The sequence below is a fragment of the Methylobacterium sp. WL69 genome (assembly GCF_008039485.1).
In the GTDB taxonomy this organism is placed as follows: domain Bacteria; phylum Pseudomonadota; class Alphaproteobacteria; order Rhizobiales; family Beijerinckiaceae; genus Methylobacterium.
The window spans coordinates 1-14,960 of sequence record NZ_VRUZ01000030.1 but is presented as its reverse complement, the minus strand read 5'-3'; the positions used below and the strand labels follow the sequence as shown (position 1 = coordinate 14,960).

Below are 14,960 nucleotides of genomic sequence, written 5' to 3'. Positions count from 1 at the left end.
ACCGGTCGCCCGGAACCGAAATGACACAGGCCCGCCCCTCGAAGGGGCGTGCCATGGGGACGTGCCGTTGCGCACCCGTGCGCGCCGGTCGATATCTTTAACTGAAGCGACCGGCCGTCCGGTCCGCAGGAGTTGCACCCATGGGCGTCACGCGCTCCGCCTCCGTCGCCGTGTCGGCCCTCATCGCGGGCTGCCTCGGCTACGGTGCCCACGCCGAGGTCGCCGCACCGGACCGACCGGACGCGCCCGTCATGCAGAAGGCCTCCGTCGATCCCGCGGTCCCGGAGGCTTCGAAGCCCGTGGCCGCGCCGGCCTCTCCGGTGGCTGCTCCGGCATCTCCCGTGGCTGCGCCGGCTTCCCCCGTGGCTGCGCCGGCTTCCCCCGTGGCTGCGCCGGCTTCCCCCGTGGCTGCGCCGGCTTCCCCCGTGGCTGCGCCGGCCTCGCCCGAAGTCGCCGTTCCGCCGTCCGAGTCGTCCCCCGCGCCCACCGCCGAGGTGCCCCCGCCGGTGCCGAGCGATCCGCTCGCCGCCGCCGTGGCGGCCCGCCTCGCGGATTCCGCGCCCCTGCTGCCCCGCCTGACCACGAAGGATCGCGAGGCGATCCAGGCATTCTACGCCCTGGGCGCCTTCAAGCCCGTCTGGATCGTCGACGGGGCCTATACGGCGGCCGCCAAGGCGGCCGCGGCGCGCCTCGCCACCGCCGGAGAGGACGGCCTCAAGGCCGCCGCCTACCCGGTGCCGGTCCTCGGCACCCAGCCCCTTACCGAAGCCCAGGTGGCGGATGCCGAACTCAAGCTCTCGGCGGCGGTCGCCCTCTACGCCCGCGACGCGCGCGGCGGCCGCATCCACCTGCCCAGCCTGTCGCGCCTCATCACGCCGACCCTCGAGCTGCCCGCCGCCGACGCGGTACTGGGCCGGATCGCCCTGGCCGGGGCGCAGGCCGGCGCCCTGCTCCAGGCCTACAACCCGAGCCAGCCCGGCTACCTCGCCCTGAAGGCCCGCCTCGCCGCCGCCCGGGGCGGCCACGTGCCCGGGGCCGAGCCCACCGTGCAGCTGCCGGCCGGGCCGGTGCTGAAGCTCGGCATGCACGACCCCCGCGTGCCGGCCCTGCGCGCCCGCTTCGGTCTCGCCACCCGCACCGCCGGCACCCTCGACGCCGCGCCGGGCGAGCCCGACACCTACGATTCCGCCGTTTCGGCCGCCGTCGCCGGGTTCCAGCGCCGCCGGGGCCTGCCCGTCACTGGCACCCTGACCCCGCAGACGGTGGCGGCCCTCGGCCGGCCCGACGCCGCCCCGCAGGCCGATGAGAACGAAGGCGCCCTCCTCGTGAACATGGAGCGCTGGCGCTGGCTGCCGGCCGACCTCGGGCGCGACTACGTGATGGTCAACATCCCCGAGTTCCAGGTCCGGGTGTTCAAGGACGGCCGCAAACGCGACGAGGCCCGGGTCATCGTCGGCAAGACCGAGAGCCCGACGCCGATCTTCTCGGGCCTGATGGAATACGCCGTCGTCAACCCGTCCTGGAACGTGCCGCCCTCGATCCTGAAGAACGAGTTCCTGCCCGGCCTCGCCCGCGACCCGAACTACGCCGCGCGCCGCGGCTACGAGGTGGTCTACCGCAACGGCAACGTCTCGGTCCGCCAGCCGCCGGGCGAGCGCAACGCGCTCGGCTTCATCAAGTTCATGTTCCCCAACAACCATGCGGTCTACCTGCACGACACGCCGAACCGGTCGCTGTTCGCCGGGTCGCGCCGGGCCCTCAGCCACGGCTGCGTGCGGGTGGACGATCCGTTCCGCTTCGCCGATTCGGTGCTGCCCGACGCGTGGTCCGGCGAACGCCTGAAGAAACTCATCGGCAAGGGCGAGCGCACGATCCGCCTCGCCGAGAAGCTGCCGGTGCATCTCGCCTACTTCACCGCGTATATCGACGATGTCGGCTCGTATCGCACCCTGCCGGACCTCTACGGCTACGATGCCCGCATGAAGATCGCGCTGGGCCTCGCCCCCGGCAGCCTGCTGGTGGCGAAGGCCGACAAGCCGGCACCCAAGCTCGCAGCCCCCAGGCTCGTCGCGCCCAGGCCCGCCGCCGCGCCGGCCGCCGAGGTACGGCGCAGGCCCGTGCGCGAGGTCCGCTCCGTCGAGGCCGCACCCGTCCGTCCGGCCCGCACCGCCGCCCGCCCGCCGGCGGATTTCGGCGAGCCCGGCCTGTGGACCCCGGCGCCGTCGAGGCCCTCCACCGGCTGGTGGTAGGCGTCTTCGGGGGGAGACCGCCCGAAACCGGTGGGAAACCGCCCCGCGTGCGTCCGCGCACGCCGGGGCACGATTTCGCCACGGTTGGACCTTAGCCATAAAGTGCATCAACCGGCGAACCGCCGAGGACCCGATAACCCGACGTTCACGGTTTTCGGCAACCTTGCGTTCACCATGATCCCGCCGCGCGGGATCTGGCAGAGGGTGAGGACCAACGTGCGTCAATTCCTGCGACACGGACCGCGGTCCAGCGCGCGTCAACCGCGCCTGCGGCGCGCCGCCATCGCCGCCTCCGGCATCGCCCTCGCCCTCGTCGCCGGCACGCGCGGCACCCAGGATGCGGTGGCCAACGGCGACACCCGCACCCTCTCGATCTTCCACAGCCACACCAAGGAAAGCCTCACCGTCACGTTCAAGCGCGACGGGCGCTACGACCGCGCCGCCCTGGAGCAGCTGAACTGGCTCCTGCGCGACTGGCGGGCCGAAGAGGCGACCAAGATGGACCCGCGCCTGTTCGACACCGTGTGGGAGGCCTACCGCTCCGTCGGCTCGGCCGAGCCCATCACCGTCGTCTCGGCCTACCGCTCGCCCGGCACCAACGCCATGCTGCGGCGCCGCTCCCGCGCGGTCGCCGAGTACAGCCAGCACATGCTCGGCAAGGCGATGGACTTCTACCTGCCCGACGTGTCCATCGACCAGATCCGCGCCGTGGGCATGCGGATGCAGCGCGGCGGCGTCGGCTGGTATCCGCGCGCGGGCTCGCCCTTCGTCCACCTCGATGTCGGCTCCGTGCGCTCGTGGCCGCGCATGACCCACGATCAGCTCGCCCGCCTGTTCCCCGACGGTAAGACCGTCCACCTGCCCGCCGACAACCGCCCCCTGCCCGGTTACGAACTCGCCCGCGCCGAGGTCCTGGCCCGCGGCGGCACCGTGCTCGGCATCACCCAGGTGGCCCAGGTGGACGAGGATGACGGCCCGAGCATCCGGGGCTTCTTCGCCAGCCTGTTCGGCGGCGGCTCCAGCAGCGAGACGCCCGCCCCCGCACCGTCCCCCACGGCGCGGACCCGCGCCAAGCCGACGGCGGTCGTGGTGGCGAGTGCCGACCCCGACGACCAGACCGGCACCCGCGCGGCCCTGGCCTACGCGGCGCCCGCCGCCAGCGACACCCTCAACACGGCGCTCCTGCGCCGCGACGGGCGCGACGCCCAGAGCCTGCTAACCGCCGAGACGAATGCGGAGCCCGCGAGCCCCGACGTCGCGGCCAAACCGACGGCCGCGATTCCCCTGCCCCCGCGCCGTCCGGCCGAGTTCGCCGCCGTGGCCGCGGCGCTGGCCATGCCCCTGCCCCCGGCGCGCCCGCCGGTTCAGGTCGCGGGCCTCGGTGTCGCGGGCATGGCCAATCTCGCCCCCGCGCAGACCCAAACGCCAACTCCGGCCCGCCTCGTGGCCGCCACCGCCGATCCGAAACTCCAGCTGCGCGCCCTGTTCGCCGCCGCGGCGCAGGGGGCCTCCGAGCCCGCGAGCCGCGCCGCGCCCGTGCGCCTCGCCGTCACACGGGCCAAGCTCGACGGCGCGCCGGATGGCAGCCTCGGCCAGCCCGCCGCCGTCGCCACCCGGTTCTCGACCCGCGCGCCCGGCGACGACCTGACGGCGGGCCGTTTTTCCGGCTCGGCCACCCGCGCGGTGCCGGGCGCGCGCTGAGCGTCGCACCCCGCCGGAAAACCAGAAGGGCCGCGGGTGGGTTGCCGCGGCCCTTCTGGTTTCAGCCCTGGGCCGGTCCCGGCCTCACACCATGCCGAGCGCCTGCATGTAGAGTTCGAGGATGGCTTCCTCCTCCTGGCGCTCGGCGTGATCTTTCTTCCGCAGGGAGATGATCTTGCGCAGGGCCTTCACGTCGAAGCCGGTGCCCTTGGCCTCCGCGTAGACGTCCTTGATGTCCGAGGCGAGGCCGGCCTTTTCCTCCTCCAGGCGCTCGATGCGCTCGATGAAGCTCTTGAGCTGGTCGGCGGCGACGGACGAAGCATCGACGGCGGGTGCGGCGGAAGCGGCCATGGCTGTCTCAATCCCTGACTGGCGGGGCGCACGATTCGAAGAATGCGCCGGAACCGCTTCACTAAGCGTTCAAGCTTACCGGGTTGTTACGGCCCCCGGCCGGGGCCGGTCCGAAGGGCTAAGCTTTTGTTCCTGAACGGGCTTTCGCCGGCCCCCCGGGCCCGAGTTCAGTGCGGGTCCGCCGCCGCTTTGGCGAAGGCCGCCTGCTGCTCCGGCGTCGCGTCGGGCTGGTGCAGGCGCTTCCAGTCGGCGTAGGGCATGCCGTAGACGGCCTCGCGGCTCGCATCCTTGGTGAGCGGCAGGCCCTTCGCGTCGGCGGCGTCCTTGAGCCAGTTCGACAGGCAGTTGCGGCAGAACCCGGCCATGTTCATCAGGTCGATGTTCTGCACGTCCGTGCGCCCCTGGAGGTGGGCGACGAGGCGGCGGAACACGGCGGCTTCGAGCTCCGTGCGGGTGGCGGCGTCGATTTCGGGCGTGCTGGGCTCGGTCATGGTGATGTCCTCGGTGTCGTGCGGGGCTTCGGTGTGATGCGCGGCTCCCCTGTGACAGGCCGTATCGAGGCCCGCGCCGTCAAGGACGGGGCGGGCAAATCGGATTCGTGGCCTCCGCTTCCACTCGAGTGCCAAACCGCACGACGTCCGGTCCGGGGCGGTCCTACATCAGCGCTACACAAGAACTCACGGCCCACCGCCTTTCCGACGGAGACCGCGATACTGAAAGGCCCAACGTCATGAATATCCGTCTTGCTTCCGTCGCCGCCGCCGCCATCTTGAGCCTGAGCGCCGTTGCTTCGCCGGTTCTCGCGCAGAGCTACACCGCACCCGCGGGTGTCCTGGCCCATGCGGCGCCTGGCTACGCCACCGACCGCGCCCTCGACGACGAGCTCACCACCGGCTCCATCGCCCCGCGCCGGGACGATGTCTCCGCCAAGGAGGGCAACGCCGAGCAGAACAGCTTCCCGGTCTGGCAGTACGGCCGGACCTCGGGCGGCACGCGCTAAGCCCGAAGCGTCCACCAGGATCGGCCGGACGGCGGGGCGAAAGCCCCGCCGTTTTCGCGTGTGCGTCGGGTCAAGGCAGGAGCGGGCGCAGGAGCTTGGCGAAGCGCGTCGCCCATTCGACTTGGCCGGGCTCGTCGGCGATGAGGTCCTGGCGGATCTCCACCAGGGCGTTGCGCAGGCCGCGGGCCAGGGCGTGCCGGTCGATGGTGTCGCCGGGTAGGCCACCGCCATAGGGCTCGTTGTCGCCCACCGTGAGGCCGGCGGGGTCGGCGCGCAGGCCCGCGATGAGGGGCGCGCTCAGGCGGTCGTCGCCGTCCCACAGGATGCCGACGTGCCAGGGGCGCGGCACCGTGCGCCAGTACGGCGTGAAGCTGTGCAGGGTGAGGATCGCCGGCGGCACGCCTGTGGCTTCCGCCGTCGCCACGTGTGCGTCGATGGCGGCGTCGAACGGTTGGTAGAACCGGCGGATGCGCTCCTGCTTGCCCGCCTCGTCGATGCGGGCGTTGCCCGGCACGATGGCGCCGTCGGAGAGGCGCATCACCAGGGTCGGGTCGGCCCGGCCCCGGTTGGGGTCGATGATGAGGCGTGAGAACCGGGTCAGGATCGCGGGCACGCCCAACTGCGCGGCGAGGTGCCGGGTCACGGCCGCCGCGCCGATGTCGTAGGCGATGTGGCGGGCGTACTCGTGATCCGGCACCCCGAGGCGGTCGAGGTCGTCGGGCACGTGGTTCGAGGCGTGGTCGCAGATCAGCAGCAGGCCCCGGGCCGGATCGCCCGGGATGGTCTCGACGGGATGGGGTGGCAGCATGGGCGGCGGGGTCCTGAAGGCTCGGGCAGGCGGGTGCAAACATCCGGCCGCGCGGTCGCACAGCTTGCCGCGACGGCGGGCGTCGGGCACAGCACGTATCGCGGACAAGCGCGGGCACGGCAACAATCCGGCCCGCATGAATCCGTCCCGCGAAACAACGATCCGGCGGGGCAACGCCGGGCGGCCTTCCTCGACCTTACCGCGATACACGGACACGCCATGACCGCGCCCTCCTCCGACCACGACGCCGCCCGCACCCTCCTCCTCGGCATCCTCGACGAGGCCATCGCCGCTGCCCATCCGGCGCGCTGCCTCGTGCCGCACCTGCCGGCCCCCGGCCCCGGCCGGCTCATCATCCTCGGCGCGGGCAAGGCCGGCGGCTCCATGGCGGCGGTGGCGAGCCGGTTCTACCGGGAGGAGCACGGCGTCGATGCGAGCCGCATCGTCGGCCTGGCGGTGGCCCGCCACGGCTACGGCGAGGAGGCGCCGATGATCCGCATGGTCGAGGCCGGGCATCCGGTGCCGGATCAGGCCGGCATCGACGCGACCGCCGACGCCCTGAAGATCGCCGCCGACGCAGGCCCCGACGATGACGTGCTGGTGCTGCTCTCGGGCGGCGGCTCGGCCAACTGGATCGCGCCCGCCGGCGACCTGACGCTCACGGAGAAGCAGTCCATCACCAAGGCGCTCCTGCGCTCGGGCGCGCCCATCAACGAGATCAACTGCGTGCGCAAGCACCTGTCGCGGATCAAGGGCGGGCGCCTCGCCATGATGGCGCGCAACGCCCGCTCGATCCTGACCCTCGCCATCTCGGACGTACCGTTCGACGATCCGGCGGTCATCGCCTCCGGCCCCACCGTGCCCGACCCCTCGACGCTCGCCGAGGCCCGCGCCATCTGCGAGCGGCGCGGCATCCCCCTGCCGGAGACGGCGAAAGCGCTCCTCAACGATCCCATCAACGAGACCCCGAAGGCGGGCGACCCCGCCTTCGCCCGGGCCGAGTACCGCATCATCGCCCGGCCCATCGACGCCCTGGAGGCGGCGGCCGAAGCCGCGCGCCGCGCCGGCTACGAGCCGGTGATGCTCGGCCCCGACGTCGAGGGCGAGGCCCGGGCGGTCGCGGCCGAGCACGCCAAACTCGCCCTCGAGCACCAGGCCCGCGGCGCCAAGGTCGCGCTCATCTCAGGGGGCGAGCTCACCGTCACCATCGTGGGCGAGGGCCATGGCGGTCCTAATCAGGAATACGCCCTGGCGCTGGCGATCGCGCTGGATGGCGCGCCCGGCATCCTCGGCATCGCCGCCGACACCGACGGCACCGATGGCGGGCGCGGCGAGGCTACGGACCCCGCCGGCGGCCTCGTCGATCCCACCACCCTGACGCGCGCCCGCGCCGCCGGCCTCGACCCGGCGGCGATGCTCGCCGACAACGATTCGACCCGGTTCTTCGACACCCTCGGCGACCTCGTCCAGCCGGGCCCGACCCGCACCAACGTCAACGATTGCCGAGTCATCCTTGTTGGGTAAGGGGATGCTTCACCGCTGCTGCGCGAACCCTCTCCCCCGCAGGGGGGGGAGGGTCTTGGCGGCCGTGCTCGGCGTTCTCTGCATGACCGCCGCCCCCGCCCATGCCGACCTGCGCATGTGCAACCTCACCACCAGCAAGGTCGGTATCGCCCTCGGCTACCGCGACACGCAGGGCTGGGTGACGGAGGGGTGGTGGGACGTGGCGCCGAAGGGCTGCGAGACCCTGCTGAAGGGGACGCTGGCGGCGCGGTTCTACTACGTGTTCGCCGTGGACTACACGCGCGGCGGCGAGTGGTCCGGGCGCTCGCTCATGTGCACCAGGGACCGGGAATTCACCATCCGGGGCGTCGAGGACTGCCTCGCCCGCGGCTACGACCGCAACGGCTTCTACGAGGTCGACACCGGCGAGCAGAAGAGCTGGACGATCCAGCTCACCGATCCGAACCAGCCGGCGGGCGTGCCGTAGGTCTGGCGATGGCGGGATGGTGCACATGTCGCCATCCCGCCCTGCCCAGTGCCTCAGGTGGCGCTCAAGGACGCCTGCACCTTCGCGGGCGTGAACGGCACCGAGCGCAGGCGCGCGCCCGTGGCGTCGAACACCGCGTTGGAGATGGCGCTCGACACGATGGCCGCCGAGGGCTCGCCCGCGCCCCAGGGTTTTTCGCCGGGCCGGTCGATGAGCTCCATGACGATCTCGGGCGCCTCGGGGAAGGTGAGGATCGGGTAGGTCGCCCAGTCGAGGCTCGTCACCTGCGCCCGGTCGAAGGTCACCTCCTCCTTCAGGGTCCGGCTCACGGTCTGGAGGATGTTGCCCTCGAGCTGGTTGCGCACCCCGTCCGGGTTGATGATCTGGCCGCAATCCTGGACCACGAAGAATCGCGCCACCCGGATCGCGCCGGACCTGCGGTCCACCTCGACTTCGGCGACGCCCGCCACGTAGGTCCGGTAGAGCTCGTAGCGGACGTAGGAGATGCCGCGCCCGCGCACCACGTCGCCCTGGCTGTCGGCCTTCGGCGAGGGACGCGCCTCCCATTTGGCCAGGGTCATCACCCGGCGCAGAACCTCGGCGCCGCGCGGGTCGTCGAGGACGGCGAGGCGCGCCTCGGCCGGGTCCCGGCCGGCGGCGGCGGCGCATTCGTCGAAGAACGCCTCGTTGGCGAAGGTGTTCTGCATCCGGCCCGGCGTCCGGATCCAGGACGGGCGGAACGGCGTGTCGGCGAGCCGCCGGCACACCGTGCGGACGTTGGGGAGCGTGTAGGGGATCGCCGAGTTGTGGATGATGTTGCCCGGCGACATCGTGGTCTCGTGCGGCAGGCCGGCGAGGTCGGCCGCCACCAGGGGGACGTTGCCGGCCGACCCCTCGGGGATGAGGAACTGCGAGGTCCAGGCGAGGACCTTGCCGTCGGCGTCGAGGCCGGCCTTGAGGTCGATGAGGGTGGGCGGCCCCTTGGGGTCCCAGCCGTGCTCGTCGGCCCGCGACCATTGCACCCGCACGGGGCGGCCGACGGCGCGGGCCAGCAGGGTGGCGTCGGCGGCGGCGTCCTCGTGGCCGTTGCGGCCGTAGCAGCCGGAGCCCTCGACGTAGAGGCAGCGCACCTTGTCCGTCGGGATCGCCGTCATGGCGGCGAGCTGCCGGCGCAGGGCGTGGGTCATCTGCGAGGCGGTCCAGCAGGTGAGCGCCCCGTCCTTGATCTCCGCGATGGCGCAGGACGGCCCGATGGAGCCGTGGGTGTGGATGGCGAAATCGTAGGTCGCCGACAGGGTGCGGGCGGTCTTCGCCAGGGTCGCGTCCGCCGCCCCGACGTTGCTGGTGACATCCTCCTTGGTCACCCGCGTGGCGCGGACGTGATCCCAGAGCTTGGCCTGCTCGGGCAGGCCGGTGCCCGCCGACCAGCGCGCCTCGAGGGCGTCGGCGGCGCGGATGGCGCCCCATTCGGTCTTGGCGATGACGCCGAGGAAGTTGCCCTCGCGGACCACCCGGATCACCCCCGGCAGGGCCAGGGCCCGGCTGTCGTCCACGGATTCCAGGGTGGCGCCGAGGGCCGGCGGGCGCACCACCCGGCCGTGGACCATGCCGGGCACCCGCACGTCCTGCATGTAGGTGAAGGTGCCGAAGATCTTGGCGGGAATGTCGAGGCGCGCCACCGAGCGGCCGACCAGGGTGTAGAGCGCCGGGTCCTTCGGCTTGGCCGCCTTGTCGACCTTGAGGTCGAAAAGCCGGTCGCCGATGAGCTCGGCGAAGGCGATCTTTTGATCGTTGTCCGCGCCGACCACGGACCCGTCCGCGAGGCGCAGGGTCTCGGGCGCGACGCCGAAGCGCTCGGCAGCCATGCCGAGCAGGGCCTTGCGGGCCGTGGCCGCCGCCTGCCGGATCTGCGCGCCGCCGTTCTGGATCGACAGGCTGCCGTAGGTCGGCCCCTGGTCGGGGGTGAGGCCGGTGTCGCCCTGGATCAGCGTCACGGCGGCGAGCGGCAGATCGAGTTCCTCCGCCGCCATCTGGGTCAGGGCCGTGCGCACGCCGGTGCCGAGATCGACCTTGCCGGAATAGACGGTGACGCGGCCGTCCGCCCCGATGGTGAGGTAGGCATCGACTTCGTCGACGTTGACGGGTTTCGTCAGGCCCGCCGTCGGCAGGCCGGCGGGCGTGGCGGCGGGGGCCGCCGGGGCCTGGGCGGCCGCCGGACGGAGGGAGAACCCCACCACCAGGGCGCCGGCGCCGCCGAGCAGGGCGCGGCGCGAGAGGGCGGGTGTGTCGGAGATCATGCTGGACATGGCCAAAACCTCCCGGATCACAGGGCGGACGCGGCGCGCTGCACGGCGCGCACGATCCGGGCATGGGTGCCGCAGCGGCACAGGTTGTTCGCGAGGGCCTGGCGGATCGCGGCCTCGTCGGGCTTGGGGCTCTCGGTGAGGAAGGCGGCCGACTGCATGATCATGCCGTTGATGCAGTAGCCGCACTGGGCCGCCTGCTCGGCGATGAAGGCGGTCTGCAGGGGATGGGGTGCCTCTTCCGTGCCGAGGCCCTCGAGGGTGACGATCTTCTGCCCCGCCTTCAGGCTGGAGACCGGCGTGATGCAGGAGCGCACGGCGGCGCCGTCGATGTGGACGGTGCAGGAGCCGCACTGCCCCAGGCCGCAGCCGAAGCGCGGCCCGTGCAGGCCGAGATCGTCGCGCAGGACGTAGAGCAGGGGCGTGTCGGGATCGTCGAGGCCGACGCGCACGGCGCGCCCGTTGACGTCGAGGGACACCGGCCGGGCCTTGGAGGCTTCGGCCTTGGACGCTTCGACCTTGGATACTTCGGTCATGGGCGCTTCCTGAATGCTGTATTCTTGAATCGTTCCTAAGAAGGTGCGGGATCGCCGCATGGGGGTCAAGCAGCCCTATGGGGCATCCGCCGCGGCCCTTTCGCAGCCGTCTTCGCACCCCCGCGCCATGCGCCCGTCACGGGGCCGATTTATCCAGGCCGGGCGCGCTCCTTGACGGGGCCGCCATAGGGGTGCTTGTGGCCGCTCGCTTAACGTCCGGCCATCCGCGAGCCGGCGGGGCGCCGAAGTGCTTGGGATGGAGGCCGGTTTTGAAACGCTCACGCCGTACGAAGATCATCGCGACCCTGGGGCCCGCCTCCGATACCCCGGAGATGATCGAGAAGCTGTTTCGCGCCGGCGCCGACGTGTTCCGCCTGAACATGAGCCACCTCCCCCGCGAAAAGCTGCCCGAGAAGATCGAGGTCATCCGCACCATCGAGCGCGAGCTGCGCCGGCCCATCGCCGTGCTGGTCGATCTCCAGGGGCCGAAGCTCCGGGTCGCCGCCTTCGCCGAGGGGGCCGCGATCCTGGAGAACGGCGCCGCCTTCGTCCTCGACAGCGATCCGACGCCCGGTGACGTGACCCGCGTGTTCCTGCCCCACCCCGAGATCCTCTCGGCCCTCGAGCCCGGCCACGTCGTCATCATCGACGACGGCAAGCTGCGCCTCGTCGTGACGGAGGTGTCCGAGGGCCGCGCCGTGACGCGCGTCGTCATCGGCGGCCGCATTTCCAACCGCAAGGGCGTCTCGCTCCCCGACACTGTGATTCCCGTCGCCGCCATGACGGAGAAGGACCGGGGCGACCTCGAGGCCGGGCTCAACGCCGGCGCCGACTGGATCGCCGTCTCCTTCGTGCAGCGGCCCGAGGATGTCGCCGAGGTCAAGAAGGTGGCCGCCGGCCGCGCCCTGGTCATGGCCAAGATCGAGAAGCCGCAGGCCCTGACCCGCCTCGACGAGATCATCGAGATCTCCGACGGCATCATGGTGGCGCGCGGCGACCTCGGCGTCGAGATGCCCCTGGAGCAGGTGCCCGGCGTGCAGAAGCGCATCACCCGCAGCTCGCGCCGCATGGGCAAGCCCGTGGTGGTGGCGACCCAGATGCTCGAATCGATGATCACCGCGCCGGTGCCGACCCGCGCCGAGGTCTCGGACGTCGCCACCGCCGTCTACGAGGGAGCCGACGCCGTGATGCTCTCGGCCGAGAGCGCGTCGGGCGCCTTCCCCATCGAGGCCATCACCATGATGAGCCGCATCGCCGAGCAGGTCGAGCGCGACGCCCTGTACTGGACCATCCTCACGGCCCAGCGCTCCGAGCCCGACGCCACGGCGTCCGACGCCATCGCGGCGGCGGCTCACCAGATGGTGGATGCCCTGAAGCTCACGGCGATCATGGCCTGGACCCATTCGGGCTCCACCGCCCTGCGCCTCGCCCGCTCGCGGCCCAACGCCACGATCATCGCGCTGACCCCTAAGCGCGAGACCGCCCGGCGCCTGGCCCTGTGCTGGGGCACCCACCCCATCGTCACCAACGACGCCAGCGACGTCGACGACATGGCGTTCCGGGCGGCGAAGTTCGCCGTGCGCGAGCGCTTCGCCGAGATCGGCGACCGGGTGATCGTGGTCGCCGGCGTGCCGTTCGGGACGCCGGGCGCCACAAACCTCGTCCGCATCGCCTTCGTCACCCGCGAGCACGCCGCCAAGGCGTGAGAGCGGTTCTCACGAATCCCAGCCCCTGGCCGGGCTTCGTCAGGTTCGGCGGATAATTGCCGCCGTGCGGTTGCGCGGCCAGACCTCATCGGGGTCTGGCCCGAGACTCAAGGCGCGACCGGGCCCCGTTCCGCGGCGATCCGGTCGGCCAGGCGCGCGACTTCGTCCGCCAGGGCGTCGACGGCGACGTACTGGAGCATGTGGCCGATGCCCGGCAGCAGGACGAGGCGGGCGTTTGGGATCGCGGCGGCCAGCGGCACCGCCTGCCGGCCGGCGGGCACGGCTCCGTCGGCGTCGCCGGAGATCACCACCGTCGGCACCCTGAGGGTGGCGTAGCGCGGCGCCTGGACGGCGAGGGCGCCGGGCAGGCCGGCGAGGTCGTGGAGGTTCGCCCGGATCGAGCCGGGGCGCAGCACCAGGGCGGCGCGGCTGCGGTCGAGGTAGTCCGCCGGCGCCTCCTGCGGGCGGAACACCGCGCCGCCGACCCGCGGCAGGTAGTACAGCCCCACGGGGGTCGCGAGGGTCTGGCTGAGGAGCCAGGTCGCCGGCGGCCACAGGGCCAAGCGATAGGTCCACGGTACCGTTCCGGCCTGCGGATACGGCATCGCCACGGGGGCGGCGAGGACGAGGCCGGCGACCCGCTCGGGGTGGTCGAGGGCGATGGCCGTGGCGAGCGCCCCCGACCAGGAATGGCCGAGCACGATGGCCGGGCTGACCTTCATCCGTTCCAGGGCCTGCGCGATGGCATGCCCTTGCGCGGCCGGCGGGGCCATGTCGCGGCCGCCGAGGCGGTCGCTCCAGCCCGAACCGGGCCGGTCGAAGGCGATCACCCGAAAGCCGTCCGCCGCGAGGCGCCGGCCGATGCCCTCCATGGGGTCGGAGGCGTTGGCCGAAGCGCCGTGCAGGAGCACCACCGTGCCGCGCGCGGAGGGATTCGGACCCGCCTCGAGGCTGGCGAGGCGCCCGCCCGGCACCGGCACGAACGGCCCCTGCGGCGGGTGGCGCGCCTCGATCCGCAGGGTGATGAGCAGGGTCGCCAGGGCGCCGGCACCCAGCACCACCGCGACGAGGCCGAGCAGCCCCGCGAACACCTTGAGAAGCAGCATGGGGCCTACAGGTCCCGCCCGTCGACGTCGGGGGCGAGGCGGTCGATGGCACCCTGCAGCTTGTCCATGCGCGGATACAGGGCGGCGGCCCGCCGGAAGGCTTCCAGGGCCCGGGCCTTCTCGTCCATGGACAGGTAGATCCGCCCCAGCGCCGCCCAGGCCTCGTAGTGCCGGGGCTCGATCACCAGGGTGCGCTTGAGGTCGGTGATGGCGCCGGCGTGGTCCTTGAGCAGCCAGAACACCGTGGCCCGGCGGTTCCAGCCCTCGGACCAGCCCGGCTCCAGGGTGGTGGCCCGGTCGAGCAGCTCGACGGCGAGGGGAAAATCCTGGCCGCTCATGGCCTGGCGCGCCCGCTCCGTGAGCAGGTCCGCCGTGGCGCTGCCCGAGCGCCCGAGGCGCTGCTCGATGAGGCGGGCGACCCCCTTGGCCTCGGCATCGTCCTCCGCCGCCTTGAGGCGGGCGTAGAGGTCGTCCAGGCTGACGGCGGTCCGGGGCTTTTCGGGTTGCCTCGCGGTCGACTCGGGAGCCGGTTGGGCGAGGCACAGGGGGGCGCCGCCCACGCAAAAAGCCGCGACGAGCGCGGCTTTGAGAAACGTCCGAGGCGGGATCTGACTGGGCATGGGGGGAGCTTCCTCGCCCCGCCCGGTGCCGTCAACCTGCCGGCTTGCCGCGCCCGCCTGGAGGCGGGCGGACGGGCCTCAGCCCTGGCGCGCCTTGAAGCGCTTCTGGGTCTTGTTGATGATGTAGACCCGGCCCTTGCGGCGCACGATCTGGTTGTCGCGGTGACGGCCACGCAGCGACTTGAGGGAGTTGCGAATCTTCATCGGTCTCACGTCGGCCGGACTTTGAAGCCCGCCGCCTGTCCATGGGGTCTCGGGAACGAGGCACCTCGAACGGCAGCCTCGGCGATGTGTGCGGACGCATCGCGGAAAGGCGGTTGCCTTATCAGGATTCGTACCGCCAAGGCAAGGCGGCGCGACGCGAATCCCGCCGTGCGGCCATGGCGGCGGCATCGGGGGACCGCAGGCCCGTAGCACGGATCGCCCCGGCGCCCTCCCCCCGAAACGAAACGGCCGCCGGGCGGGTGCCGGCGGCCGTGGTTGGTGCGGATGGCGGGCCGGGCACCCCGCCGGGGCTTCTCAGGGCCGGGGCGCGGCCGGCGCCTCGACGGGAGTCTCGGCCGGAGCCGCGCCCCGGCCCTGAGAAGCCC

14 protein-coding genes are annotated in these 14,960 nt (G+C 72.5%); 6 read left to right on the top strand and 8 right to left on the bottom strand.

Going from position 1 to position 14,960, the window contains the following annotated elements; genetic code table 11:
* Nucleotides 1–140 precede the first annotated feature (140 nt).
* Complete coding sequence (locus FV218_RS10755; RefSeq protein ID WP_147709697.1) at nucleotides 141–2,249, top strand: L,D-transpeptidase family protein; 2,109 nt, start codon at nucleotides 141–143, stop codon at nucleotides 2,247–2,249.
* 174 nt (nucleotides 2,250–2,423) lie between these two features.
* Nucleotides 2,424–3,950 carry a DUF882 domain-containing protein gene (locus tag FV218_RS10750; RefSeq protein WP_147709696.1) on the top strand — a complete coding sequence of 509 codons (1,527 nt, stop codon included), beginning with the start codon at nucleotides 2,424–2,426 and terminating at the stop codon, nucleotides 3,948–3,950.
* 84 nt (nucleotides 3,951–4,034) lie between these two features.
* On the opposite strand, the gene FV218_RS10745 is transcribed toward FV218_RS10750, so the two are convergent.
* Nucleotides 4,035–4,301 carry a DUF2312 domain-containing protein gene (locus FV218_RS10745; RefSeq protein ID WP_056096607.1) on the bottom strand — a complete coding sequence of 89 codons (267 nt, stop codon included), beginning with the start codon at nucleotides 4,299–4,301 and terminating at the stop codon, nucleotides 4,035–4,037.
* Between the two features lie 167 nt (nucleotides 4,302–4,468).
* Nucleotides 4,469–4,792: a DUF1244 domain-containing protein gene (locus tag FV218_RS10740; protein ID WP_147709695.1), complete on the bottom strand. Its 324-nt coding sequence runs from the start codon at nucleotides 4,790–4,792 to the stop codon at nucleotides 4,469–4,471.
* 239 nt (nucleotides 4,793–5,031) lie between these two features.
* Between FV218_RS10740 and FV218_RS10735 the strand changes: the two genes are divergently transcribed.
* Nucleotides 5,032–5,301: a hypothetical protein gene (locus tag FV218_RS10735; RefSeq protein WP_056096609.1), complete on the top strand. Its 270-nt coding sequence runs from the start codon at nucleotides 5,032–5,034 to the stop codon at nucleotides 5,299–5,301.
* A gap of 70 nt (nucleotides 5,302–5,371) precedes the next feature.
* Here FV218_RS10735 and FV218_RS10730 read toward each other — a convergent pair whose 3' ends face one another.
* Nucleotides 5,372–6,109: an N-formylglutamate amidohydrolase gene (locus FV218_RS10730; protein ID WP_147709694.1), complete on the bottom strand. Its 738-nt coding sequence runs from the start codon at nucleotides 6,107–6,109 to the stop codon at nucleotides 5,372–5,374.
* Nucleotides 6,110–6,328: 219 nt separating this feature from the next.
* Between FV218_RS10730 and FV218_RS10725 the strand changes: the two genes are divergently transcribed.
* On the top strand, nucleotides 6,329–7,633 hold the full coding sequence (locus FV218_RS10725; RefSeq protein WP_147709693.1) for a glycerate kinase: 1,305 nt from the start codon (nucleotides 6,329–6,331) through the stop codon (nucleotides 7,631–7,633).
* Between the two features lie 82 nt (nucleotides 7,634–7,715).
* Nucleotides 7,716–8,099, top strand: coding sequence for a DUF1036 domain-containing protein (locus FV218_RS10720; RefSeq protein WP_147709692.1), 384 nt, complete (start codon nucleotides 7,716–7,718; stop codon nucleotides 8,097–8,099).
* Nucleotides 8,100–8,152: 53 nt separating this feature from the next.
* On the opposite strand, the gene FV218_RS10715 is transcribed toward FV218_RS10720, so the two are convergent.
* Both FV218_RS10715 and FV218_RS10710 read right to left on the bottom strand, forming a co-directional pair.
* Entirely contained in the window at nucleotides 8,153–10,396 is a 2,244-nt protein-coding gene (locus FV218_RS10715; protein WP_056096787.1) for a molybdopterin cofactor-binding domain-containing protein, read from the bottom strand.
* A gap of 26 nt (nucleotides 10,397–10,422) precedes the next feature.
* Nucleotides 10,423–10,938 (bottom strand): (2Fe-2S)-binding protein, encoded by a 516-nt coding sequence (locus FV218_RS10710; RefSeq protein ID WP_056096619.1) that lies wholly within the window; start codon nucleotides 10,936–10,938, stop codon nucleotides 10,423–10,425.
* A 269-nt stretch (nucleotides 10,939–11,207) separates the two neighbouring features.
* On the opposite strand from FV218_RS10710, the gene pyk reads away from it, so the two are divergent.
* A complete protein-coding gene (gene pyk, locus FV218_RS10705) occupies nucleotides 11,208–12,644 on the top strand; it encodes a pyruvate kinase (RefSeq protein ID WP_056096622.1) in 1,437 nt (478 codons plus the stop codon).
* A gap of 107 nt (nucleotides 12,645–12,751) precedes the next feature.
* Here the strand turns inward: pyk and FV218_RS10700 are convergent, their stop codons facing one another.
* The 3 genes from FV218_RS10700 to ykgO form a co-directional block, all read right to left on the bottom strand.
* Nucleotides 12,752–13,750, bottom strand: coding sequence for an alpha/beta hydrolase (locus tag FV218_RS10700; RefSeq protein ID WP_147709691.1), 999 nt, complete (start codon nucleotides 13,748–13,750; stop codon nucleotides 12,752–12,754).
* 5 nt (nucleotides 13,751–13,755) lie between these two features.
* Complete coding sequence (locus FV218_RS10695) at nucleotides 13,756–14,370, bottom strand: tetratricopeptide repeat protein (RefSeq protein ID WP_147709690.1); 615 nt, start codon at nucleotides 14,368–14,370, stop codon at nucleotides 13,756–13,758.
* Nucleotides 14,371–14,448: 78 nt separating this feature from the next.
* The gene (gene ykgO / locus FV218_RS10690; protein WP_055886195.1) at nucleotides 14,449–14,574 is read right to left on the bottom strand and encodes a type B 50S ribosomal protein L36; all 126 of its coding nucleotides are present in this window, start codon (nucleotides 14,572–14,574) and stop codon (nucleotides 14,449–14,451) included.
* Between the last annotated feature and the right edge of the window lie 386 nt (nucleotides 14,575–14,960).

Coding starts and splice junctions, on each gene's coding strand:
- FV218_RS10755 (WP_147709697.1), top strand. CDS start 141: ATGGGCGTCACGCGCTCCGCCTCCGTCGCCGTGTCGGCCCTCATCGCG.
- FV218_RS10750 (WP_147709696.1), top strand. CDS start 2,424: ATGATCCCGCCGCGCGGGATCTGGCAGAGGGTGAGGACCAACGTGCGT.
- FV218_RS10745 (WP_056096607.1), bottom strand. CDS start 4,301: ATGGCCGCTTCCGCCGCACCCGCCGTCGATGCTTCGTCCGTCGCCGCC.
- FV218_RS10740 (WP_147709695.1), bottom strand. CDS start 4,792: ATGACCGAGCCCAGCACGCCCGAAATCGACGCCGCCACCCGCACGGAG.
- FV218_RS10735 (WP_056096609.1), top strand. CDS start 5,032: ATGAATATCCGTCTTGCTTCCGTCGCCGCCGCCGCCATCTTGAGCCTG.
- FV218_RS10730 (WP_147709694.1), bottom strand. CDS start 6,109: ATGCTGCCACCCCATCCCGTCGAGACCATCCCGGGCGATCCGGCCCGG.
- FV218_RS10725 (WP_147709693.1), top strand. CDS start 6,329: ATGACCGCGCCCTCCTCCGACCACGACGCCGCCCGCACCCTCCTCCTC.
- FV218_RS10720 (WP_147709692.1), top strand. CDS start 7,716: ATGACCGCCGCCCCCGCCCATGCCGACCTGCGCATGTGCAACCTCACC.
- FV218_RS10715 (WP_056096787.1), bottom strand. CDS start 10,396: ATGATCTCCGACACACCCGCCCTCTCGCGCCGCGCCCTGCTCGGCGGC.
- FV218_RS10710 (WP_056096619.1), bottom strand. CDS start 10,938: ATGACCGAAGTATCCAAGGTCGAAGCGTCCAAGGCCGAAGCCTCCAAG.
- FV218_RS10700 (WP_147709691.1), bottom strand. CDS start 13,750: ATGCTGCTTCTCAAGGTGTTCGCGGGGCTGCTCGGCCTCGTCGCGGTG.
- FV218_RS10695 (WP_147709690.1), bottom strand. CDS start 14,370: ATGCCCAGTCAGATCCCGCCTCGGACGTTTCTCAAAGCCGCGCTCGTC.
- ykgO (WP_055886195.1), bottom strand. CDS start 14,574: ATGAAGATTCGCAACTCCCTCAAGTCGCTGCGTGGCCGTCACCGCGAC.